Source organism: Streptomyces sp. NPDC054842, assembly GCF_053611025.1.
Window position 1 is genome coordinate 1 of record NZ_JBSGZN010000041.1, and the last position, 23,047, is coordinate 23,047.

General features: G+C 72.9%; 15 protein-coding genes and 1 riboswitch. Of the genes, 9 read left to right on the top strand and 6 right to left on the bottom strand.

The window, feature by feature from the left end:
* Positions 1-278 precede the first annotated feature (278 nt).
* Entirely contained in the window at positions 279-1,289 is a 1,011-nt protein-coding gene (locus tag ACWGIS_RS27325) for a polyprenyl synthetase family protein (protein ID WP_453365108.1), read from the bottom strand.
* Positions 1,290-1,812: 523 nt separating this feature from the next.
* Here ACWGIS_RS27325 and ACWGIS_RS27330 point away from each other — a divergent pair.
* Positions 1,813-3,837 carry a CocE/NonD family hydrolase gene (locus ACWGIS_RS27330; protein ID WP_453365109.1) on the top strand — a complete coding sequence of 675 codons (2,025 nt, stop codon included), beginning with the start codon at positions 1,813-1,815 and terminating at the stop codon, positions 3,835-3,837.
* A 457-nt stretch (positions 3,838-4,294) separates the two neighbouring features.
* Positions 4,295-4,454: riboswitch (cyclic di-AMP (ydaO/yuaA leader) on the top strand.
* Between the two features lie 3 nt (positions 4,455-4,457).
* Entirely contained in the window at positions 4,458-5,192 is a 735-nt protein-coding gene (locus ACWGIS_RS27335; protein WP_453365110.1) for a LysM peptidoglycan-binding domain-containing protein, read from the top strand.
* Here ACWGIS_RS27335 and ACWGIS_RS27340 read toward each other — a convergent pair.
* The gene (locus ACWGIS_RS27340) at positions 5,186-6,061 is read right to left on the bottom strand and encodes an HAD family hydrolase (RefSeq protein WP_453365111.1); all 876 of its coding nucleotides are present in this window, start codon (positions 6,059-6,061) and stop codon (positions 5,186-5,188) included. The two genes, ACWGIS_RS27335 and ACWGIS_RS27340, sit on opposite strands and share 7 nt — an antisense overlap.
* 375 nt (positions 6,062-6,436) lie before the next feature.
* Between ACWGIS_RS27340 and fahA the strand changes: the two genes are divergently transcribed.
* The 7 genes from fahA to ACWGIS_RS27375 all read left to right on the top strand — a co-directional run bounded on the left by fahA (position 6,437) and on the right by ACWGIS_RS27375 (position 15,304).
* On the top strand, positions 6,437-7,669 hold the full coding sequence (gene fahA, locus ACWGIS_RS27345) for a fumarylacetoacetase (RefSeq protein WP_453365112.1): 1,233 nt from the start codon (positions 6,437-6,439) through the stop codon (positions 7,667-7,669).
* A 258-nt stretch (positions 7,670-7,927) separates the two neighbouring features.
* Positions 7,928-8,707 carry a GntR family transcriptional regulator gene (locus ACWGIS_RS27350; RefSeq protein WP_453365113.1) on the top strand — a complete coding sequence of 260 codons (780 nt, stop codon included), beginning with the start codon at positions 7,928-7,930 and terminating at the stop codon, positions 8,705-8,707.
* A 97-nt stretch (positions 8,708-8,804) separates the two neighbouring features.
* Complete coding sequence (locus tag ACWGIS_RS27355) at positions 8,805-9,032, top strand: 4Fe-4S dicluster domain-containing protein (protein ID WP_030790138.1); 228 nt, start codon at positions 8,805-8,807, stop codon at positions 9,030-9,032.
* 36 nt (positions 9,033-9,068) lie between these two features.
* Positions 9,069-10,427, top strand: a complete 1,359-nt coding sequence (locus tag ACWGIS_RS27360; RefSeq protein WP_453365114.1) for an ABC transporter substrate-binding protein — start codon at positions 9,069-9,071, stop codon at positions 10,425-10,427.
* Positions 10,424-11,335, top strand: coding sequence for an ABC transporter permease (locus ACWGIS_RS27365; protein ID WP_453365115.1), 912 nt, complete (start codon positions 10,424-10,426; stop codon positions 11,333-11,335). The genes ACWGIS_RS27360 and ACWGIS_RS27365 overlap by 4 nt, the downstream gene beginning before the upstream one ends.
* Positions 11,319-12,266: an ABC transporter ATP-binding protein gene (locus ACWGIS_RS27370; protein WP_453365116.1), complete on the top strand. Its 948-nt coding sequence runs from the start codon at positions 11,319-11,321 to the stop codon at positions 12,264-12,266. The genes ACWGIS_RS27365 and ACWGIS_RS27370 overlap by 17 nt, the downstream gene beginning before the upstream one ends.
* Before the next feature lie 23 nt (positions 12,267-12,289).
* A complete protein-coding gene (locus ACWGIS_RS27375; RefSeq protein ID WP_453365161.1) occupies positions 12,290-15,304 on the top strand; it encodes a fumarate reductase/succinate dehydrogenase flavoprotein subunit in 3,015 nt (1,004 codons plus the stop codon).
* Positions 15,305-15,343: 39 nt separating this feature from the next.
* Here ACWGIS_RS27375 and recQ read toward each other — a convergent pair whose 3' ends face one another.
* The 4 genes from recQ to nuoL form a co-directional block, all read right to left on the bottom strand.
* A complete protein-coding gene (recQ, locus tag ACWGIS_RS27380) occupies positions 15,344-17,617 on the bottom strand; it encodes a DNA helicase RecQ (RefSeq protein ID WP_453365117.1) in 2,274 nt (757 codons plus the stop codon).
* Between the two features lie 235 nt (positions 17,618-17,852).
* A complete protein-coding gene (gene nuoN, locus ACWGIS_RS27385; protein WP_453365118.1) occupies positions 17,853-19,502 on the bottom strand; it encodes an NADH-quinone oxidoreductase subunit NuoN in 1,650 nt (549 codons plus the stop codon).
* Positions 19,499-21,070, bottom strand: coding sequence for an NADH-quinone oxidoreductase subunit M (locus tag ACWGIS_RS27390; protein WP_453365119.1), 1,572 nt, complete (start codon positions 21,068-21,070; stop codon positions 19,499-19,501). The genes nuoN and ACWGIS_RS27390 overlap by 4 nt, the downstream gene beginning before the upstream one ends.
* Positions 21,071-21,075: 5 nt before the next feature.
* Positions 21,076-23,040: an NADH-quinone oxidoreductase subunit L gene (gene nuoL / locus ACWGIS_RS27395; RefSeq protein WP_453365120.1), complete on the bottom strand. Its 1,965-nt coding sequence runs from the start codon at positions 23,038-23,040 to the stop codon at positions 21,076-21,078.
* Positions 23,041-23,047: the final 7 nt, after the last annotated feature.

A 23,047-nucleotide genomic window follows, 5' to 3' on the forward strand; every position in this document is an offset into this window, starting at 1 on the left:
CCGCCGACCCGGGCGCCCGCCGCCAGCGCGGCTGCGCCTCTGACCAGGTGCGTGCGACGCCTCGCGGGCGTGACGTTCGGTCCCATGATTCCGCTGCTCCCCGTGTCCCGGTCGGCGCTCCTGCGCCGGCCTCCACGGAGAGCTACGCAACGGATACGGGACGGCACTCAAGGTGAGCGAGGTGACCTGCGTCACACCGAAATGCCCCGTACGGCGTATACGGGCAGGCGTGCGGGAGCACGGAGCGGGGGGGGCGGTCGCCGGGCGACCGCCCGGCGTCAGCCGGCGCGGTGGACCACGGCGTCGCACAGCTCCAGCAGGGCCGCCTTGGCGTCGCACTCGACCAGCGGCGCCAGCGCCGCCCGCGCGTCCTCCGCGTACCGCACGGTGTCCCGGCGGGCCTGCTCCAGCGCGGGATGCGTCCGCAGCCGGGCCAGCGCCTCGGCGTGCCGGGCGTCGTCCGTCAGGTCGGAGTCGAGCAGCTCGCACAGCGCGATGTCCTCGGGAAGCCCGAGGCGGGCCACGCGCTCGCGCAGCCGCAGCACCGGCAGCGTGGGGATGCCCTCGCGCAGGTCCGTCCCCGGCGTCTTGCCGGACTCGTGCGAGTCGGAGGCGATGTCCAGGACGTCGTCGGCGAGCTGGAAGGCGACACCGAGCCGCTCGCCGTACTGCGTGAGCACGTCGACGACCGTCTCGTCGGCGCCCGACATCATCGCGCCGAAGCGGCACGCCACGGCGACGAGGGAGCCCGTCTTGCCGCTGAGCACGTCGAGGTAGTGGTCGATCGGGTCGCGTTCGTCGCGGGGTCCCGCGGTTTCCAAGATCTGGCCGGTGACCAGCCGCTCGAACGCCTCGGCCTGGACGCGGACGGCCTCCGGGCCGAGGTCGGCCAGGATGTGCGAGGCGCGGGCGAAGAGGAAGTCGCCGGTGAGGACGGCGATCGAGTTGCCCCAGCGGGTGTTGGCGCTGGGCACCCCGCGGCGCACCTCGGCCTCGTCCATCACGTCGTCGTGGTAGAGCGTCGCCAGGTGGGTCAGTTCGACGACGACGGCCGAGGGCACGATGCCCGGCGCGTAGGGGTCCCCGAACTGCGCCGCGAGCATCACGAGCAGCGGCCTGAACCGCTTGCCGCCGGCCCGCACGAGGTGCTGGGCGGCCTCCGTGATGAAGGGGACCTCGCTCTTGGTGGCTTCGAGCAGGCCCTCCTCGACAGCCGTCAATCCGGCCTGGACATCGGCTTCGAGAGCCTGGTCCCGCACGCTCAGCCCGAACGGCCCGACGACGGTCACGAGAGGTTCTCCTGTCTGCTGACGATCACATGGCGAACTCGGTCGATCATTCGGTCGATGACACGGTTTGTCGATGTGTCGCTGCCATCACTCAAGTCAGCGTATCCGGTCACGTTTCGATCACCACGAGCGCCCACCGCCCCCACCTACGACTTCCCTCCCCCGGGAGGCGCAGTCATGACCGGGCGGCCCACCCTCACGAACGGTATGTTCTTGATCACCTGATACGACCGGACATGTACGGACTTGACGGGAAGGCTCTCGTGTCGCGACGCAGTGTCACCGCCGGACCGGGCCGCGGGCCGGGCCCGGTGCCCGGCCCGGGCCCCCGTACCCGCCCCGGAGGGCCCGGTCCCGGCGGCCGTCCGCCGCGGACCGGCGGAGGGGTGCGCAGCGGGACCGGGCGGGTGCGGAGTGTCCCGGCGTGTCCGGCGCCGCCCCCGTCACCTGGCCGGGTGCACGCGTCCGGCGCCCCGCGTGTCCGGCCCCGGCAGCGGGCGGCCGGTCCGGCGGGGCCGGCGCGATGAGCACCCGCATCCGTACGTCGTTCCCCCACCGGACGACGCACGAGGACGTCCTGATCCCGCTGCCCGACGGGACGCGCCTTTACGCGCGCGTGTGGCGCCCGGTCACCGACGAGCCGGTCCCGGCGCTCCTGGAGTACCTCCCGCACCGGCTGACGGACTGGACCGCGCCGCGCGACTGGCAGCGCCACCCCTGGTACGCGGGCCACGGCTACGCCTCGGTCCGGGTGGACGTGCGCGGCCACGGCAACTCGGAGGGGCTGCCGGCGGACGAGCACGCGCGCGTGGAGGCGGACGACGGCGTCGAGGTCGTGAACTGGCTCGCCGCCCAGCCGTGGTGCAGCGGGCGGGTCGGCATGTTCGGGCTGTCCTGGGGCGGCTTCGACGCGCTCCAGGTCGCGGCCCTGGCCCCCGAGCCGCTGAAGGCCGTCGTCACGGTCTGCGCGACGGACGACCGCTACGACAACGACCGGCACTACCTGGGCGGGTCCGTCCTGGCCGGCGACATGCCGGCCCGCGCGGCGGCACTGCTCGCCTTCGCCTGCCGGCCGCCGGACCCGCGGTACGTCGGCCAGGTGATGTGGCGCGACATGTGGGTGCGGCGGCTGGAGGCCGTGGACCCGTTCGTCCACACCTGGCTGGCGCACCAGACGCGGGACGCGTACTGGCGGCGCGGCAGCGTGCGCGAGGACTACGGCTCGGTGCGGGCCGCGGTGCTGGCGGTCGGCGGCTGGCACGACCCGTACCGCGACACGGTGCTGCGGCTGGTCGAGCACCTCCCGGCCGACCGGGTACGGGGGCTGATCGGGCCCTGGTCGCACCAGTACCCCGACCGGGGGCTGCCGCCGGGCCCCGCGATCGGCTTCCTCCAGGAGACTCTGCGCTGGTGGGACCACTGGCTGCGGCCCGGCTCCGAAGGCGCCGACGCCCCGGGCGCCGGTGTGATGTCCGAGCCGCTGCTGCGCGCCTACGTCTGCGACTCGCACCGTCCGGCCACCGTCCACCCGGTGCTGGCCGGCCGCTGGGTGGGGGACGACGCCTGGCCCGCGCCGACGGTGACGCCGGTGACGTACGCGCTGCGGGGTGTGCCGGTGCCGGTGCGCTCCCCGCTGCACACCGGCCTGGACGCCGGCCGCTTCCTGCCCGTCGGGGACGACGGGGACCTGCCGCCGGACCAGCGGGACGAGGACGCGAAGTCGGCCTGCTTCGAGTTCGAGGTGCGGGAGGAGACCTGGGTACTGGGACGGCCCAGGGTCCGGCTGCGGCTGACGTCGCCCGTGCCGCGCGGGCAGGTCGTCGCGCGGGTCTGCGACGTGTTCCCGGACGGGGCGTCGGCGCTCGTCACCCGGGGCGTCCTGAACCTCGGCGCCCGGGAGGGCACGGACCGGGTGGTGGAGTGGCCACCGGGCGCGACCGGGGACGTGACGTTCGAGCTGAGCGCCATCGGTCACGCCTTCCCGCCGGGGCACCGCATCCGGCTCGCCGTCTCCTCGGCGTACTGGCCGTGGATCTGGCCGCAGCCGGACTCGGACACCGGCTTCACCCTGCACCCGGAGGGCAGCTCCCTCGAACTGCCGGTGCGGGTACGGGAGTCGGACCCCTCCATCACCTTCGGGGAACCGGAGGAGTCGGAGCCGCTGGGCGCGGTCGTCCCGGCGACCCTGGACGAACCCCGGCCGGAACGGCTGGTCGTGCGCGATGTCGCCGCGGGTGTCTGGCGCCTGGAGGTCGACCCGCGCCACGGCGACACCCGGGTGTACCCGGACGGCCTGGAGGTCACGGAGGACGCCCTGGAGACGTTCACGACCGGTGAGTGGGATCCGCTGTCCGCGCGGACCCGTTCGGACTGGTCGATCCGGCTGCACCGGCCGGACACCGGATGGGACGCCCGCGTGGAGACCCACTCCGAAGTCAGCTGCGACGCGGGCGAGTTCATCACTTCGAACGAGGTGATCTGCACGGACGGCGACGAGGTGGTCTTCCACCGGACGTGGGAGCGGCGCATCCCGCGCACGGCGGGTTAGGCGCACCCGCTGGGTCCGCCCCCGTTGCCCGGATCAGGGTGCGTGGTGTGCCCGGCGCGCGTCCACGCCCCTCGCCGTCCGTCCGCCCCGGGGCCACGCGACGCGGGTCGCCCCGGGAGCCCGTGGCGCGGGTCGTCCCGAGGCTCGCGGTGAACCGGCGGCGCCTCCCGGCCGCCCGTTAATGACCGACTTGCCTGTGTTGCCGATGCTTTGACATGTCTTGGCCGCGTGAAATGGGTCACGCCCCAATCGATCTTCCGGCCGATCGAGCCTCGCAAGTCCGCCTTTGCTAAAGGCAAGTTGAGTTTCACGTTCCGGTCTAATCGGACCATTTCCCCCCTGGTCAGAGGTAGATCAAATGCCGTGGCACGGGAAATCGGGCCTTGTTTCGGACATGTGCTCTCGCATACGTTCACGTCGATCCGAGCGGACCCCGCCTAATCCTGCCGCCGCTCGGTGACCCCACCCACCCACGCACGGCAGGAGCGGGGGACCCACGTAAGCGCCGGTCCGGCAGCGCCCGGAACGGCTTGGGGTCAAGTCGCACGTCATGTGCGGCCGGGCACCTCCCAGCCCGAACCCGACAGCTCACCTCGCAGGCATCGGAGAGGAAACGCGCCATGGCCGCTCGAGGCAAGCACCGCCGTCCCAGAAACAACGCCCTCACCCGCGGGTTCGTCGCCGCCGGAACGGGCGGAGCCGCACTCGTACTCCCGCTCATCGGCGCCACCGGCGCCCAGGCGGCACAGCCGGCCCAGGCCGCGCAGTCCGTGCCGGCCGCCGTCCCGCAGGTCCAGCTCGTCACCTACAAGGTGGCCTCGGGCGACACCCTGTCCAAGATCGCCCGTGACCACGCCAAGACCGGCGACTGGAAGAAGCTGTACGACGCCAACCGCGCCGTCATCGGCAGCGACCCGTCGCTGATCCGGCCGGGCCTGAAGCTGACCGTGGGCACGAAGACCCTGAAGGGGGCGGCCACGACGGCCGCCGCGACGACGAAGACGGCCGCCGCGCCCGCGACCGCGAAGACGTACACGAACGACCTGGACGGCTGGATCAGGGAAGCCCTCGACATCATGGCCCAGAAGGGCATACCGGGCTCCTACGACGGCATCCACCGCAACATCATCCGGGAGTCCTCGGGCAACCCCCAGGCCATCAACAACTGGGACTCCAACGCCGTGGCCGGCACGCCCTCCAAGGGCCTGCTCCAGGTGATCGACCCGACCTTCGCCGCGTACCACGTGGACGGCACGTCGATGGACCCGTACGACCCGGTCGCGAACATCACCGCGGCCTGCAACTACGCCGCCGACAAGTACGGCTCGATCGACAACGTCTTCGGCGCCTACTGAGCCGGGCCCGGGGCGGCGGCGGCCCCCCGGACCGCGAGACCCGCTGTTCCCCGGTCCCCAGGGCCGGGGAACAGCCGTTCCAGGACGACCGCGATGCCGTCCTCCTCGTTCGAGAGGGTGATCTCGTCAGCCACCGCCCGGAGTTCGGGATGGGCGTTGGCCATGGCGACGCCGTGGGCGGCCCAGTCGAACATCGGGATGTCGTTGGGCATGTCCCCGAACGCGATCGTGTCCGCCGGCGACAGGCCGAGGTGACCGGCGGCCAGCGCGAGGCCCGTCGCCTTGGTCACGCCGTATGGCTGGAGTTCGACGGTGCCGGGACCCGACATGGTGACGGTCGCCAGCGAACCGACCGTCATCCGCGCCACCGACGCCAACTCGTCGTCGGACAAGGTGGGGTGGCGGAGCAGCACCTTGCTGATGGGCCGCGTCCACAGGTCGTCACGGCGCCGCACCCGCACCGCGGGCAGCGTCGGGTGCGGCATCAGATAACCCGGCTCGATGAGGGTGAGCCCGTCCACCCCGTCCTGGTCCACGGCCGCGTGGACCTGCCCGACCTCGGCCTCGATCTTGCCGAGCGCGATCTCGGCCAGCTCCCGGTCCAGGGTCACCGACCACAGCAGACGGCCGGTGCCGGCGTCGTACAGCTGCGCGCCCTGCCCGCACACCGCCAGCCCCTCGCCACCGAGTTGCTCCAGCAGCGGGCGCACCCTCGGTGCCGGGCGCCCGGTCACGACCAGGTGCCGGCCGCCCGCCCCGGCCACCCGCGCCAGCGCTTCCCGCGACCTCCCGGAGAGGGTGTCGTCGCCGCGCAGCAGCGTTCCGTCCAGGTCAGTGGCGATGAGTGAATATGCAGTCGGAGCGGCCATGATCCGAAGAATACGGACCCCGCGCCCCAAGGGCCCGGCGGGAACCGGACGACGTCCGGTATCCCGACAGCAACGCCGTTCACCGGTACGGGAGTCGACGGGACCACCACCCCGGGGCGACCGCCTGGTGCCGCGCGGCCCGGCCGCGAAGACCGGTGGCCCTCGTGGAGTCCAGAGGCGCCCCTGCCCACCGCCTGCTCGTACACGGCCCTGACCGAGGGAGTCGCGCCGACGCCGGCCCGGTGACCGGTCGCGGCGCCGCGGCGGCCACGGAACCTGTCTCCGGTCCTTCCTCCCACGTAACGTGTGCCGCGACCACATGGAACGCGTGGAACACATGGATCACAGGCGAGCACGAAAGCGAGGCAGCACCCGATGCCCCCCTTCGACGTCCCCGAGGGCGACCCCTTCGGTCCGCACAACCTTCCGTACGGCGTGTTCTCCCCGGCGGCTTCCGGCGACTCGGCGGCCCCCGGCGCGCGGCGGGTCGGGGTCAGGCTCGGTGACCGCGTGCTCGACGCGGGCGCCGCGGCGCGGGCCCTCGGCTCCCCCTACGAGGCCCTGCTCGCGCAGCCGGGCCTCGACCCCCTGCTGGCGGCGGGCCCCACGGCCTGGTCCGACGTACGGCGCGCCCTCACCGCGTGGGTGACGGTCCCGGCCCACCGGGAGACGATCGAGCCCCTGCTGCACCCGCTCTCCGAGGTGACCCTGCACCTGCCCTTCGCGGTCGCGGACTACGTCGACTTCTACGCCTCCGAGAACCACGCCCGCAACGTCGGGCAGATCTTCCGTCCGGACGCCGAGGACTCCCTCACGCCCAACTGGAAGCACCTGCCGATCGGTTACCACGGCCGGTCCGGCACCGTCGTGGTGTCCGGGACCGACGTGATCCGCCCGTCGGGCCAGCGCAAGGCCCCCGCGGACGCGGCCCCGGTCTTCGGCCCGTCGGTGCGCCTGGACATCGAGGCGGAGGTCGGCTTCGTCGTCGGCGCCCCCTCCGCGCCGGGCACCCCGGTCCCCCTGTCGGCCTTCCGCGACCACGTGTTCGGCCTCTGCCTCCTCAACGACTGGTCCGCGCGCGACATCCAGGCCTGGGAGTACGTCCCGCTCGGGCCCTTCCTCGGCAAGTCCTTCGCCACCTCGGTGTCGGCCTGGATCACCCCGCTCGACGCGCTGGAGGACGCACGGGTCGCGCCGCCCGAGCGCACCCACCCGCTGCTGCCCTACCTGGACGACTCCGCCGAGGACCCCGGCGGCTACGACCTGCGGATCTCCGTGGCGATCAACGGCCACACGGTGTCCGAGCCGCCCTTCTCCACCATGTACTGGACGGCGGCCCAGCAGTTGGCGCACATGACGGTCAACGGGGCGTCCCTGCGGACCGGCGACCTGTACGGCTCGGGGACGGTCAGCGGTCCCGGCGAGGGCGAACGCGGCTCCCTGCTGGAGCTCACCTGGAACGGCCACGACGCCCTCGAACTCCCCGACGGCAAACGGACGTTCCTGGAGGACGGCGACGAGGTGACCCTCACGGCCTGGGCACCCGGCCCCGGCGGCACCCGGGTGGGCCTGGGCGAGGTGACCGGCAGGATCGTCCCGAGGGGCTGAACACCGGCGGGCCGCGGCGGTGACGGCCGTGATGCGGGCGACGGTGGTGAGGCGGGCGCCGGCCGTGGTGTTGGACGGACGGTGGCGCCGGCGGTGGACGGGCAGTGCGCCGACGCCGGACCGGTGGTGGCCCCGCGGTGGCAGATCTTGCCCGGCGGGTGAGGGAAACCGCAGGTCAGCCCGGTGTCCGTGGGTGACGCAGGTGGCGCAACACTGCGGCAACACCACGGCCCGCACCCCGTGGGTATGGTCCGTCGCATGCCCACCGAACGCATCCGAGAGCACGCCGGAGCAGGCGCGACCACCGTCGCCGCCCGCCGGCGGCGGCTGCGCGCGGACCGGGCGAGGCAGCTCGCCGACCTGCTGCGCCACCAGGTGCTGACCGGCGGCTTCCCGGACGGCACGCTCCCGCACGAGGCGGCGATCGGCGACGACTACCGCGCCTCCCGCAACACCGTCCGCCAGGCCCTGGACCTGCTGCGCGCCGAGGGCCTGGTCACCCGGGTGCCCGGCGTCGGCACGGTCGTCGCCGCCCAGAAGTACGCCCACGGACTCGACCGGCTGATGGGACTCGCGGAGACCCTGCGCGAACACGGCCAGGTCAGCAACGAGGTGCGGACCGCCGGCCCGGTCGCCGCGCCCGCCCCGGTCGCCGAACGCCTGGGCGTGCCGTCCGGCTCCGACGTCCTCTACATCGAGCGCCTGCGCCGCCTGGACGGTCTCCCCCTCTCCCTCGACCTCACCTACATCCCCCTCGACATCGGAACCGCCCTGCTCGGCGCCGACCTGGAGAACACGGACGTCTTCCGGCTCCTGGAGTCGATCACCGGCCGCCCGCTCGGCCACGCCGAGATCACCCTGGAGGCCGTGAACGCCGACGCGCACTCCGCGGCCGTACTGGAGGCACCGCGCGGCACGGCCGTCCTGATGCTGGAACGGCTCACCCACCTCTCCGACGGCCGCCCCGTCGACCTGGAGTTCATCCGCTTCCGCGGCGACCGCATCACCATGAGCGGCCAACTGCGCCGCCTGCTGTAGCCCCGCCCGCCGCGGTCGGCCTCGCCGCGGCGCTCCCGCTCCCGGTGCCGCGCCTGCCCGCGGCCACCCTCCCGCGTACCGATTCCTGGAGACAGCCATGCCCTTGGTGCCCCAGCGGGCCGACGTGCCCGTGACCATCGACGAGTCGAAGTGCATCGACGGCTGCACCCTCTGCGTCGACATGTGCCCGCTGGACTCCCTCGCCATCGACGAGAGCAACGGCAAGGCGTACATGCACGTCGACGAGTGCTGGTACTGCGGCCCGTGCGCGGCCCGCTGCCCCACCGGGGCCGTCACGGTCAACATGCCCTACCTGCTCCGCTGACCCCTCGAACCGCACCGGTGGAAGGCCCCGACTCCCATGCGAACTCCCCTGCGCCGCACCGCGGCCGCGGTGACCGCCGCCCTGATCCTGCTCCCCCTCGCCAGCTGCGGCGGTGACGCCGAGGCCGGCGACGGCTCCACCGTCACCGTGACCGTCGGCTACCAGTCCAAGACAATCAACACCGTCACGGCGGGCACCCTGCTCCGCTCCCTCGGCTACTTCGAGCGGGAACTGAACGCCCTCGGCGACGGCACCACCTACAAGGTGGCCTGGCAGGACTACGCGACCGGCGCCCCGATCACCGCCCAGATGACCGCCGGGAAGATCGACATCGGCTCGATGGGCGACTTCCCGCTCCTCATCAACGCCGCCCGCGGACGGCAGCTCGACCGCCCGACGCGGCTCGTCTCCGTCACCGGCTACAACCTGGACGGCGGCCTCAACACCGTCGTCACCGCGCCGGACTCCGGACTGGACTCCCTCAGCGACCTGCGCGGCAGGAAGGTGTCGACGAGCGTCGGCTCGGCGGCCGACGGCACCCTCGTCCGGGCGCTGCGGCGCGCGGGAATCGACCCCGAGAAGGACATCCGCAAACTCAACCAGCAGCCCGCGGTGGGCGCTTCCGCGCTCTCCGCCGGCAGTACGGACGCCCTCTCCCAGTTCGTCGCCTGGCCCGGCCTCCTCGCCTACCAGGGCAAGGCGAAGGCCCTGTACGACGGCGCCGCGCTGAAGCTGCCCACCTTCCACGGCGTCACCGCCCGCGAGGACTTCGCGCGGCGCCGACCCGCCGTGCTGGAGGCCTTCCTCAAGGCCCAGTCGAAGGCGACGGACTACCTGCACGGCCACCCGGTGACCGCCGCGGAGAAGGTCGCGAAGGCCACCGGCCTGCCCGCCGAGGTCGTCTACCTCTACAACGGCGCGCACGGCATCGCCACCTTCGGCCCCGCCCTCAAACCGTCACTGGTCGCCGCGCTCAAGAAGGACGTCTCCGTCCTGAGGTCCGCGAAGCTCGTCGGGGACGTCGACGTGGACGCCTTCGTCGACGACCGGTACGTGAAGAGGGCGCTGGGCGCCGCCGCCTACGCCGACGCCCTCGCCGCCGGTCCCTCGCCGGCCGCCGGGGAGGTGTGGGAGAAGGACGCGACCACGACGCGTACGTTCACCTCCGCCGCCGCCCTCCTGCGCCACGTGTCCCGGCACCGCGCGGCCGTCCGCGCCGCGTACGTCTCCGACGCCACGACCGGCACCCCCTGGTTCGCGGACAGGGCGGTGTGGGTGGCGGACGGCGACGACCTGCGGCCGTTCGTCACGGCCGCCACCGCACGGGCGTACGTCACCGGCCACCCGGGCGCCCGCACCCTCACCTACGCCGAGGCCCTGGAGCGGGCCTCGTGACCGGGCACCCCGAGCACCGCGGGAGGGCCCGGGGCCAGGCCGGCCGGTACGCGCTGCGCGCCGGCTCGCTCGCCGCCGCGCTCACCGCCTGGCAGCTGCTGACCAGCCTGGACGTCGATCTGTGGCTGCGCTTCTCGCAGTTCCCGACCGTCGCCGACGTGGCGCGCGCGTTCGGCGGCCGGCTCGGCGGCGCCGACTACTGGACGGACCTCACCGACAGCCTCACCCGCATCCTCACCGGCTTCCTCCTGGCCGCCGTCCTGGGGATCGCCACGGGCGTGGCGGTGGCGCGCTCCCGGCTCGCCGAGGACCTGCTCGGTCCCGTCCTTGAGGTGGTCCGCCCCGTCCCGGCCATCGCGCTGGTCCCCGTCGCCATCCTGCTGTTCCCGAGCAACGAGCAGGGCATCGTCTTCATCACCTGCACCGCCGCGTTCTTCCCCGTCCTGGTCTCCACCCGGCACGCGGTGCGCGCGCTGGCCCCCGTCTGGGAGGAGGCCGTGCGCACGATGGGCGGCGGCCGGTGGCGGATCCTCGGCTCCGTGGTGCTGCCGGGCGCGCTGCCCGGGATCTTCGGCGGCCTGTCCGTCGGCATCGGCGTCTCGTGGATCTGCGTGATCTCCGCCGAGATGATCTCCGGCGAGTACGGCGTCGGCTACCGCACCTGGCAGGACTACACGGTCGTCGACTACCCCGGCGTCTTCGTCGGCATGGTGACGATCGGCCTGCTCGGCTGGCTCACCTCGACGGCCGTCGAACAGCTCGGCCGGTGGTCCACCCGGTGGCTGCCCCGCACGGAGTACGTCCCCGGAGCCCGGACGCGCACCCCGGGGCCGGCCCCCGTCTCCCCGCCCACGAGGGCGACCGCCCCCGTCCCCGGAAAGGAGGCCCGGGATGAGCACCTCGTCTAGGGCGACCGGCACGGCCCAGGAGTCCGGGGCGACCGGCACGGCTGGCGTGTCCGGCACCATCGGGGAGTCCGGGGTGTCGGGCGAGGCCCGGTCGCCCGGGGTGGCCGGGGTCTCGGTAGCCGGGTCCTCCGCCGCGCCGCACGGAACCCGGCTGACCCTCGCGGGCGCCGCACTGGGCCGCCCCGGCGCCCCCGTCCTCGAAGACGTCGCCCTGGACGTCGCGCCCGGCGAGATCCTGACCGTCGTCGGCCCCTCGGGCTGCGGCAAGTCGACCCTGCTGCGCACCCTGGCCGGACTGCTGCCCGCCCTCGCCGGGACGGTCACCGAGGGCGGCCGCCCCCTGGTGGCGCCCTCCGCCGACCGCGCCCTCGTCTTCCAGGAGGACGCCCTCCTGCCCTGGCGCACCCTGCGCGCCAACATCGAACTCCCGCTGGCCATCCGGGGCCTGTCCCGCGCGGACCGCAGGTCCCAGGCCGACGCCTGGCTCGCCCGGGTCGGCCTCGGCGACCGCGCGCGGCAACTGCCGCACCGCGTCTCCGGAGGCCAGCGCCAGCGCGCGCAGCTCGCCCGCGCCCTGGCCGGACGCCCCCGTGCCGTCCTGATGGACGAACCCTTCGGCGCTCTCGACGCCCAGACCAGGGCCGGCATGCAGGACCTCCTCGTGGAGGTGCTGCACGGCACCGGCGCCACCGTCGTCTTCGTCACCCACGACGTGGACGAGGCCCTGTTCCTCGGCGACCGGGTGGCCCTGCTCGGTACCGCCCGCACCGGCGGGGGCGACACCAGCGGGTCCGGGCGGGGGCGCCCCGCCGGCACCGCGGGCGGCCTCCTCGCCGTACGCCCGGTACCGCGGCCCCGCGAGCGCTCCGCACACGACGACCCGGCGCGGCTCGCCCTGCGGCGCGAGGTCCTCACGTCACTCGGCAACTGAAAGGCACCCCCGTGCAGACCCCCGTGGACACCCCTGCGGACACCGGCCGGCAGTCCCCGACGGACACCCTCCCGGCGATCCCCTCCCTCGCGGACGCCGAGGAGCTCACCTGCGACGTCCTCGTCATCGGCGGTGGCACGGCCGGCACCATGGCGGCCCTCACCGCCGCCGAGCACGGGGCGGACGTCCTCCTCCTGGAGAAGGCGCACGTCCGCCACTCCGGCGCCCTCGCCATGGGCATGGACGGCGTCAACAACGCGGTCGTCCCCGGCCGCGCCGAACCGGACGACTACGTCGCCGAGATCACCCGCGCCAACGACGGCATCGTCGACCAGTCCACCGTCCGCCAGACCGCCACCCGCGGCTTCGCGATGGTCCAGCGCCTGGAGTCCTACGGCGTCAAGTTCGAGAAGGACGAGCACGGCGAGTACGCGGTCCGCCAGGTGCACCGCTCCGGCTCGTACGTGCTGCCCATGCCCGAGGGCAAGGACGTCAAGAAGGTCCTCTACCGGCAGCTGCGGCGCCGCGAGATGCGCGAGCGGATCCGCATCGAGAACCGCGTCATGCCCGTCCGGGTCCTCACGGCGGAGGGGCGCGCGGTCGGCGCGGCGGGCTTCAACACCCGCACCGGGCAGTTCGTCACGGTGCGCGCCGGGGCGGTCGTCCTCGCGACCGGCGCCTGCGGCCGGCTCGGGCTGCCCGCCTCCGGCTACCTCTACGGCACCTACGAGAACCCCACCAACGCCGGGGACGGCTACGCCATGGCCTACCACGCGGGCGCCGAGCTCACCGGCATCGAGTGCTTCCAGATCAACCCGCTGATCAAGGACTACAACGGTCCCGCCTGCGCCTACGTCGCCAACCCCTTCGGCGGCTACCAGGTCAACCGGCACGGCGAGCGCTTCGTCGACTCCGACTACTGGTCGGGCCAGATGATGGCCGAGTTCGCCGCGGAGGTCGCCAGCGACCGGGGCCCGGTGTACCTCAAGCTGAGCCACCTCCCCGAGGAGTCGATCAGCGCGCTCGAATCCATCCTGCACTCCACCGAGCGCCCCACCCGCGGCACCTTCCACGCGGGCCGCGGCCACGACTACCGCACCCACGACGTGGAGATGCACATCTCCGAGATCGGCCTGTGCGGCGGCCACTCCGCGTCCGGCGTACGGGTCGACGAGCACGCCCGTACGACCGTGCCGCGCCTGTACGCCGCCGGGGACCTGGCCTGCGTCCCCCACAACTACATGATCGGCGCGTTCGTCTTCGGCGACCTGGCCGGCGCGGACGCCGCCCGCCACCGCGCCTACGAGGGCACGCTCCCGCGGGACCAGCTCCGGGAGGCGCACGAGCTGATCTACCGCCCGCTGCGCAACCCGGACGGCCCGCCGCAGCCCCAGGTCGAGTACAAGCTCCGCCGCTTCGTCAACGACTACGTCGCCCCGCCCAAGTCCGGCGCCCGCCTCTCACTCGCCCTCGACGCCTTCGAGCGGATGCGCGCGGACGTCGCCGCCATGGGCGCCCGCACCCCGCACGAGCTCATGCGGTGCGCCGAGGTCACCTTCATCCGTGACTGCGCGGAGATGGCCGCCCGTGCCTCGCTCGCCCGCACGGAGTCCCGCTGGGGCCTCTACCACGACCGCACGGACCATCCGGCGCGGGACGACGACGCCTGGTTCCACCACCTCGACCTGCGCAAGTCCCCTTCCGGCGCGATGGAGTTCACGGCCCGCCCCGTGGCCCCCTACCTGGTCCCCGTCGACGGCTTCACCCCGTCGGGCGGCCCGCCCCGCCACCTCGGCGAGGTCCACCCGGAGGGCGTGGCCACGGCCGGCGCCCGCGACGCGGCCCCGGTGGCGGCGTCCGCTCCACCGGCGGGGACAGCTACGGGGGCCTCGACGGCTCCGGGCGCGGCGACGGCTTCAGGGGCTTCGACGGCACAGTCGGCGTCGGACCACTCGCCCAACCGAACCGGTGACGCCGGTGATATCGGTGACGCGGGTGCCGTCGGTGATGTCGGTGCCGCAGGTGACCCCCGTGACGTGGGTACCGCCGGTGAGGTGGGTGCCGCAGGTGAGCTGGGTGCCGCAGGTGAGCTGGGTGCCGCAGGTGATGCCGGTGACGTGGGTGTCGCCGGTACCGCCGGTGCCGCGGGCGCGGCGGCCTCGCCCCGCCTCCTGGAACTCCTCGCCCTCACCGAGGACGAGCCCGAACTCGCCTGCGTACGGCCCTATCTGGCCGACCCGGAACCCGCCGTGCGCCGCGCCGCCGTCGCCCTCCTCACCGAGACGACTCCGCCCGGCACCGGTCCCGCCATCGGCGCCGCCCTCCGCGACCCCGACGGCGACGTCCGCGCCACCGCCGCCGCGTCGCTGCGCGAACTCGTCGAGACCCTCACCCCCGAACCGGCCCTGCACGACACCCTGGTGCACGCCCTCGCCGGGGAGGACCCCCTCGTCCGCACCACGGCTCTCGACGTCCTGCGCGCCCTGCGGCTCGGCTCCCCCGGCGTCTACGCCGACGCCCTGCGCGACCCCGACATCGCCGTACGCATCGCGGGCGTCCGGGGCCTGGTCGCGGTGGACGCCGCCGGGCCACTGCTCGCCGCCGTCGAAGACCCGTCCCGCGAGGTCCGCGTCACCGTGGCCAAGGCCCTGGCGGGGGTGAGCCCGTCCGGCCATGTCGAGGACGCGCTCGACCGGCTCACCGTCGACTCCGACGCCCTGGTCCGCGCCGCCGCCTATGAGGCACTGGCCACCACCGGCTGCCCGCCCGCGCTCGCCGCCCGCGCCGTCGCCGCCCGTACCGATCCGGCCTGGCAGGTCAGGTCGGGCGCCGCGACCGCGCTGTCCGCCGCTGACCCCGGGGCCGCCGTCCCCGCCCTGGCCGAGGCACTGCGGGACCCGAACGCCGACGTCCGCAAGGCAGCCGTCCTCGCACTGGTCCGGCACGCCGGGGCTCACGAGACCGCCCGCGCCGCCCTCGCCACGGCCACCTCGGACACCGACGCGGACGTCAGGGCGTACGCCGCACGGGCCCTGTGACACCGACGAGGTGAACGCACCCGCGAGGGCCGCGCCGGCCTACATCCAGTCCTCGGGCTCCGGCTCGTGCCCCCCGTCCAGCTCGGGCCAGTCCGGGTCCGGCACGTGAGCGGGACCGGAGGTGCGCCCCGCGTCGTCGGAGGCGGGGGCCGAGGCCGGGGCGTGCTGGGAGGCGGTGCCGTGCCCGGAACGGGCCGCGTCGCCGCCACCCGAGTCACGGGTGCTCCCGTCACCGGAACGGGAACCGGAGTCGCGGACGGAGCCGACACCGGAGCCGCGGGCGGGGTTGTCACCCGAGTCGCGGGTGGAACCGGCACCGGAGCCGACCCCGGAGCCGCGGGCGGGACCGACACCGGAGCCGGAGTCGGAGTCGTCGCCGGAACCGGAACCGGCGTCCGGGGTGGAGGCGGGGGCCGGGGCGGCTGTCGTGCCGCCCGCCTCGGCGAGCGCCGCCAGGACTCCCTCCCCGTACGTCGCCAGCTTCTTCTCGCCCACGCCGCCGATCCGGCCCAGCTCCGCCACCGAGGCCGGTGCCGCGGTGGCGATCTCCCGGAGGGTGGCGTCGTGGAAGATGACGTACGCGGGGACGCCCTGCTCCTTTGCCTGGGCCGCGCGCCAGGAGCGCAGGGCCTCGAAGACGGGGACCAGCTCGGCGGGCAGCTCGGCGACGGCGGCCTTGGCCTTCTTCTCGCCCCGTCCTGAACCGGACCGGGACGTGACCGGCTTCGCCGACTCCTTGCGCAGCGGAACCTGGCGCTCGCGTCGCAGCACCGTCCCGCTGGCCTCGGTCAATACCAGCGTGCCGTAGTCCCCCTCCACCGCGAGCAGGCCCTGGGCCAGCAACTGCCGGACCACACCGCGCCATTCGGACTCGGACAGCTCCTCGCCGATGCCGAACACGGACAGCTGGTCGTGGTCGAACTGGATCACCTTGGCCGTGCGCCGGCCCAGCAGGATGTCGACGATCTGGACCGCGCCGAACTTCTGCCCCCGCTCCCGCTGGAGCCGGACGATCGTCGAGAGCAGCTTCTGCGCGGCGACCGTGCCGTCCCAGGTCTCCGGCGGGGCCAGGCACGTGTCGCAGTTGCCGCAGCGGTCGGCCTGCGGGTCCTGGCCGAAGTAGGCGAGGAGCTGGGAGCGGCGGCACTGGACCGTCTCGCACAGCGCCAGCATCGAGTCCAGGTGGGCGGCGGCCCGGCGGCGGAACGCCTCGTCGCCCTCGCTGCCCTGGATCATCTTGCGCTGCTGCACCACGTCCTGGAGCCCGTAGGCCATCCAGGCCGTGGACGGCAGCCCGTCGCGGCCCGCGCGGCCGGTCTCCTGGTAGTAGCCCTCGACGGACTTGGGGAGGTCGAGGTGGGCGACGAACCGCACGTCCGGCTTGTCGATGCCCATGCCGAAGGCGATGGTCGCGACCACCACGAGCCCCTCCTCCCGGAGGAACCGCGACTGGTGGGCCGCCCGGGTGCCCGCGTCGAGCCCCGCGTGGTACGGCACGGCCTCGATGCCGTTGCGCGAGAGGAACTCGGCGGTCTTGTCGACCGAGTTGCGCGAGAGGCAGTAGACGATGCCCGCGTCGCCCGGGTGCTCCTCGCGCAGGAAGGACAGCAGCTGCTTCTTGGGGTCGGCCTTCGGGACGACGCGGTACTGGATGTTGGGCCGGTCGAAGCTGGCCACGAAGTGGCGGGCGTCCGGCATGCCGAGGCGCTGGGTGATCTCCTTGTGCGTCGCGTGCGTGGCGGTCGCGGTGAGGGCGATGCGGGGGACGTCGGGCCAGCGCTCGCCGAGGAGGGAGAGGGCCAGGTAGTCCGGGCGGAAGTCGTGGCCCCACTGGGCGACGCAGTGCGCCTCGTCGATGGCGAAGACCGAGATCTTGGCGCGCGAGAGCAGGTCCAGCGTGCCCTGCAGGCGCAGCCGCTCGGGGGCCAGGTAGAGCAGGTCCAGCTCGCCGGCCAGGAACTCCGCCTCGACCGTCCGCCGCTCGTCGAAGTCCTGCGTGGAGTTCATGAAGCCCGCGCGCACGCCGAGCGCCCGCAGCGCGTCCACCTGGTCCTGCATCAGCGCGATGAGGGGGGAGACGACGACGCCCGTGCCCGGTCTGACCAGGGACGGGATCTGGTAGCAGAGGGACTTGCCGCCGCCGGTCGGCATGAGGACGACGGCGTCGCCCCCGTCGACCACGTGGTCGATGACGGCGCCCTGCTCGCCGCGGAAGGCCTCGTACCCGAAGACCCGGTGCAGCGTGGCCAGCGCCTCGCTCCGCGCCGGTCCCGTCATCGCGTCCGTTCCGGTCACCACAGCTGTTCCGCCCATCCCGCTCATCGCCCGTCGTCCCCCGTCTGCCGTGCTTCCCCCACGACAGCCACCATAGGGCTCCGCACCGACAGCCCCGGGAGTTGTCCACAGGCTGCGACCGTTCCCTTCCGTTGCGCCACGCACCGGCGCCCCGCGATCCCGCGCCGCTGTCCGCCCCGGCACCGCGTCCGGAACGCGCGCGGGCCCCGGTCCTCCCTGCGGAGGCCGGGGCCCGTGCGTGTACGCGGTCGGGTCAGCGGACGAAGACACCCGCCTGGCCGGCCAGGTCCAGGAAGTACTGGGGCGCCACCCCCAGCACCAGCGTGACCGCCACGCCGACCGCGATCGCCGTCATGGTCAGCGGCGACGGCACGGCGACCGTGGGGCCCTCCGGCCGCGGCTCGCTGAAGAACATCAGCACGATCACTCGGATGTAGAAGAACGCCGCGATCGCCGAGGAGATCACGCCGACCACGACCAGCGCGCCCGCACCGCCTTCCGCCGCCGCCTTGAACACGGCGAACTTGCCCGCGAAGCCGGAGGTCAGCGGGATGCCCGCGAAGGCCAGCAGGAAGACCGCGAACACGGCCGCCACCAGCGGGGACCTGCGTCCGAGGCCCGCCCACTTGGACAGGTGCGTGGCCTCGCCGCCCGCGTCCCTGACCAGGGTCACGACCGCGAACGCGCCGATCGTGACGAAGGAGTACGCGCCCAGGTAGAACAGCACGGACGAGACCCCGTCGGGCGTCGTGGCGATGACACCGGCGAGGATGAAGCCGGCGTGCGCGATGGACGAGTACGCCAGGAGCCGCTTGATGTCGGTCTGGGTGATCGCGACGATCGCGCCGCCCAGCATGGTGACGATCGCGACGGCCCACATGACCGGCCGCCAGTCCCAGCGCAGGCCGGGCAGGACGACGTACAGCAGGCGGAGCAGGGCGCCGAAGGCGGCCACCTTCGTCGCCGCGGCCATGAAGCCGGTGACCGGGGTGGGCGCGCCCTGGTAGACGTCCGGGGTCCACATGTGGAACGGCACGGCGCCGACCTTGAACAGCAGGCCCATGACGACCATCGCGACGCCGATGAGCAGCAGCGCGTCGTTGCCCATGGTGCCGGCGAGCGCCGGGTCCACGGTCTGCACGGTGCCGTCGACGACCTGGGCGACCGTCGCGTACGACACCGAGCCCGCGTAGCCGTACAGCAGGGCGATGCCGAACAGGGTGAACGCGGAGGCGAAGGCGCCGAGCAGGAAGTACTTGACGGCGGCCTCCTGCGACATGAGCCGCTTGCGGCGGGCCACGGCGCAGAGCAGGTACAGCGGGAGGGAGAAGACCTCCAGCGCGATGAACAGGGTCAGCAGGTCGTTCGCCGCGGGGAAGACCAGCATGCCGCCGACCGCGAAGAGCAGCAGCGGGAACACCTCGGTGGTGGTGAAGCCCGCCTTGACGGCGGCCTTCTCGCTGTCGCTGCCGGGCACGGACGCGGCCTGCGCGGCGAAGGAGTCGACGCGGTTGCCGTGCGCCTCCGGGTCGAGCCGGCGCTCGGCGAAGGTGAAGACGCCGAGGACCGCGGCCAGCAGGATCGTGCCCTGCAGGAAGAGCGCGGGGCCGTCGACGGCGATCGCGCCCATGGCGGCGATGTGCGCCTTCGTCGTGCCGTAGCCGCCGGCGGCGAGCGCCACGACCGCGGCGAACGCGGCGGCGAGCGCGACGACGGACACGAACACCTGCGCGTAGTACCGGGACTTGCGAGGCACGAACGCCTCGATCAGGACCCCGATGACCGCCGCCCCGATGACGATCAGGGTGGGCGACAACTGCCCGTACTCGATCTTCGGCGCGTCGATCTTGGAGATCGGGTCGGCCGCGTTTGTCCACAGGCTGTGGACGGCTACTGCGCTCACTTGGCCGCCTCCACCTCGGGCTTGGGGTCCTTCTTGTGTACGTCTGACATGGTCTGCTGGACCGCCGGGTTGACGATGTCGGTGAGCGGCTTCGGGTAGACGCCCAGGAAAATCAGCAGCGCGATCAGCGGGGCGACGACCAGGAGCTCGCGCACCCTGAGGTCGGGCATCGTGGAGACCTCGGCCTTCACCGGGCCCGTCATCGTCCGCTGGTAGAGGACGAGCGTGTAGAGCGCGGCGAGGACGATGCCGAACGTGGCGATGATGCCGATCACCGGATAGCGCGAGAACGTGCCGACCAGGACCAGGAACTCGCTCACGAAGGGCGCGAGTCCGGGCAGCGAGAGGGTCGCGAGCCCGCCGATCAGGAAGGTGCCGGCGAGCACCGGGGCGACCTTCTGCACCCCTCCGTAGTCGGCGATCAGGCGCGAGCCGCGCCGCGAGATCAGGAAGCCCGCCACGAGCATCAGGGCGGCGGTCGAGATCCCGTGGTTGACCATGTAGAGCGTCGCGCCGGACTGGCCCTGGCTGGTCATCGCGAAGATGCCGAGGATGATGAACCCGAAGTGCGAGATGGACGCGTAGGCCACCAGCCGCTTGATGTCGCGCTGGCCGACCGCGAGCAGCGCCCCGTAGATGATGCTGATCAGCGCCAGTACGAGGATGACGGGCGTCGCCCACTTCGAGGCCTCCGGGAACAGCTGGAGGCAGAAGCGCAGCATCGCGAAGGTGCCGACCTTGTCGACCACCGCGGTGATCAGCACGGCGACCGGGGCCGTGGCCTCGCCCATCGCGTTCGGCAGCCAGGTGTGCAGCGGCCACAGCGGCGCCTTCACCGCGAAGGCGAAGAAGAAGCCGAGGAACAGCCACCGCTCGGTGTTGGTCGCCATGTCGAGCGTGCCGTTGGCCCGCGCCTCGGCGATCTCCTGGAGCGAGAAGTTCCCGGCGGCCACGTAGAGGCCGATGACGGCGGCCAGCATGATCAGGCCGCCCGCCAGGTTGTACAGGAGGAACTTCACGGCGGCGTAGGAGCGCTGCGTCGCCGCCACCGCGTCGCCGTGCTCGTGGGCACGGTCCCCGAAGCCGCCGATGAGGAAGTACATCGGGATGAGCATGGCTTCGAAGAAGATGTAGAAGAGGAAGACGTCGGTGGCCTCGAAGGAGATGATCACCATCGCCTCGACGGCCAGGATCAGGGCGAAGAAGCCCTGGGTCGGCCGCCAGCGGCTGCTTCCGGTCTCGTGCGGGTCGGCGTCGTGCCAGCCCGCGAGGATCACGAACGGGATCAGCAGCGCGGTCAGCGCGACGAGCGCCACCCCGATGCCGTCCACACCCAGCTCGTACCTGACCCCGAAGTCCTTGATCCAGGAGTGGGATTCGGTGAGCTGGTAGCGGTCGCCGCCCGGTTCGAAACGGACCAGGACGACCGCGGCCAGGACCAGGGTGGCGAGCGAGACGAGCAGCGCCAGCCATTTGGCCGCGACGCGTCGCGCGGCCGGCACCGCGGCCGTGGCGATCGCCCCGAGGGCCGGGAGCGCCGCCGTCGCTGTCAGCAGGGGAAAGGACATCGGTATCAGACCGCCCTCATCAGCAGGGTCGCGGCGATGAGGACCGCCGCACCGCCGAACATCGAGACCGCGTACGAGCGCGCGTAGCCGTTCTGGAGCTTGCGCAGGCGCCCGGAGAGCCCGCCGACCGAGGCCGCCGTGCCGTTGACGACGCCGTCGACCAGGCTGTGGTCGACGTACACCAGGGAGCGGGTGAGGTGCTCCCCGCCGCGCACCAGCACGACGTGGTTGAAGTCGTCCTGGAGCAGGTCGCGCCGGGCGGCCCGGGTGAGCAGGGAGCCGCGCGGGGCGACCGCCGGGACGGGGCGGCGCCCGTACTGGACGTAGGCGACGGCGACGCCGACGACGAGCACCGCCATCGTGGCGAGGGTGACCGTGAGGGCACTGACCGGCGAGTCGCCGTGCGAGTGCCCGGTGACCGGCTCCAGCCAGTGCAGGAAGCGGTCGCCGATGCTGAAGAAGGCGCCCGCGAAGACCGATCCGAAGGCCAGCACGATCATGGGGATCGTCATGGTCCTGGGCGACTCGTGCGGGTGCGGCTCGGCGTGCTCGCCGCGCTCCTCGGCGGCGGGCTCCACGCTCGGTTCCGCCGGGGACGGCGTCGGCGCGTCGCGCCAGCGCTCCTTCCCGAAGAACGTCATCAGCATCACGCGCGTCATGTAGTACGCGGTGATGGCGGCGCCCAGCAGGGCCACCCCGCCGAGGATCCAGCCCTCGGTGCCGCCCTTGGCGAAGGCCGCCTCGATGATCTTGTCCTTGGAGAAGAAGCCGGACAGGCCCGGGAATCCGATGATGGCCAGGTAGCCGAGGCCGAACGTCACGAAGGTGACCGGCATGTACTTCCGCAGGCCGCCGTACCTGCGCATGTCGACCTCGTCGTTCATGCCGTGCATGACCGAACCGGCGCCGAGGAACAGCCCGGCCTTGAAGAAGCCGTGCGTCACCAGGTGCATGATCGCGAAGACGTAGCCGATGGGGCCGAGTCCGGCCGCCAGCACCATGTAGCCGATCTGCGACATGGTCGAGCCGGCCAGCGCCTTCTTGATGTCGTCCTTCGCGCAACCGACGATCGCACCGAAGAGGAGCGTGACGGCGCCGACGACCGTGACGACGAGCTGTGCGTCCGGGGCGCCGTTGAAGACGGCCGCGGACCGCACGATCAGGTAGACGCCGGCGGTCACCATGGTCGCTGCGTGGATGAGGGCGGAGACCGGGGTCGGGCCCTCCATCGCGTCGCCGAGCCAGGACTGCAGCGGAACCTGCGCGGACTTGCCGCAGGCCGCGAGCAGCAGCATCAGGGCGATGGCCGTCAGCCTGCCCTCCGTCGCGTCCCCGGCCGCACCGGCCTCGCCCTCCGCGCCGAGCAGCGGGCCGAAGGCGAAGGTCCCGAAGGTCGTGAACATCAGCATGATGGCGATGGACAGGCCCACGTCGCCGACGCGGTTGACCAGGAAGGCCTTCTTCGCGGCGGTGGCGGCACTGGGCTTGTGCTGCCAGAAGCCGATCAGCAGGTACGAGGCGAGACCCACGCCCTCCCAGCCGACGTACAGCAGGAGGTAGTTGTCCGCGAGGACCAGCAGCAGCATCGCCGCGAGGAACAGGTTCAGATAGCCGAAGAAGCGGCGGCGGCGCTCGTCGTGCTCCATGTACCCGATCGAGTACAGGTGGATCAGTGAGCCGACGCCGGTGATCAGCAGCACGAACGTCATCGACAGCTGGTCGAGCTGGAAGGCGACGTCCGCCTGGAAGCCCTCGACCGGCACCCAGCTGAACAGGTGCTGGGACATGGCCCGGTCCTCACCGGACTTCCCCAGCATGTCGGCGAAGAGGACCGCGCCGATCACGAAGGAGACGGCGGCCAGGGCCGTCCCGATCCAGTGCCCGACGGCGTCCAGCCGCCGGCCGCCGCACAGCAGTACGGCCGCTCCGAGCAGAGGCGCCGCCACCAGCAGCGCAATCAAGTTACCCACGATTCAG

Bases quoted from the DNA above. Each gene is read 5' to 3' on its own strand.
- ACWGIS_RS27350 (WP_453365113.1), top strand. From the start codon at position 7,928: ATGCCCACCGAACGCATCCGAGAGCACGCCGGAGCAGGCGCGACCACC.
- ACWGIS_RS27340 (WP_453365111.1), bottom strand. From the start codon at position 6,061: ATGGCCGCTCCGACTGCATATTCACTCATCGCCACTGACCTGGACGGA.
- ACWGIS_RS27335 (WP_453365110.1), top strand. From the start codon at position 4,458: ATGGCCGCTCGAGGCAAGCACCGCCGTCCCAGAAACAACGCCCTCACC.
- ACWGIS_RS27370 (WP_453365116.1), top strand. From the start codon at position 11,319: ATGAGCACCTCGTCTAGGGCGACCGGCACGGCCCAGGAGTCCGGGGCG.
- recQ (WP_453365117.1), bottom strand. From the start codon at position 17,617: ATGGGCGGAACAGCTGTGGTGACCGGAACGGACGCGATGACGGGACCG.
- ACWGIS_RS27390 (WP_453365119.1), bottom strand. From the start codon at position 21,070: ATGTCCTTTCCCCTGCTGACAGCGACGGCGGCGCTCCCGGCCCTCGGG.
- ACWGIS_RS27355 (WP_030790138.1), top strand. From the start codon at position 8,805: ATGCCCTTGGTGCCCCAGCGGGCCGACGTGCCCGTGACCATCGACGAG.
- ACWGIS_RS27330 (WP_453365109.1), top strand. From the start codon at position 1,813: ATGAGCACCCGCATCCGTACGTCGTTCCCCCACCGGACGACGCACGAG.
- ACWGIS_RS27360 (WP_453365114.1), top strand. From the start codon at position 9,069: ATGCGAACTCCCCTGCGCCGCACCGCGGCCGCGGTGACCGCCGCCCTG.
- fahA (WP_453365112.1), top strand. From the start codon at position 6,437: ATGCCCCCCTTCGACGTCCCCGAGGGCGACCCCTTCGGTCCGCACAAC.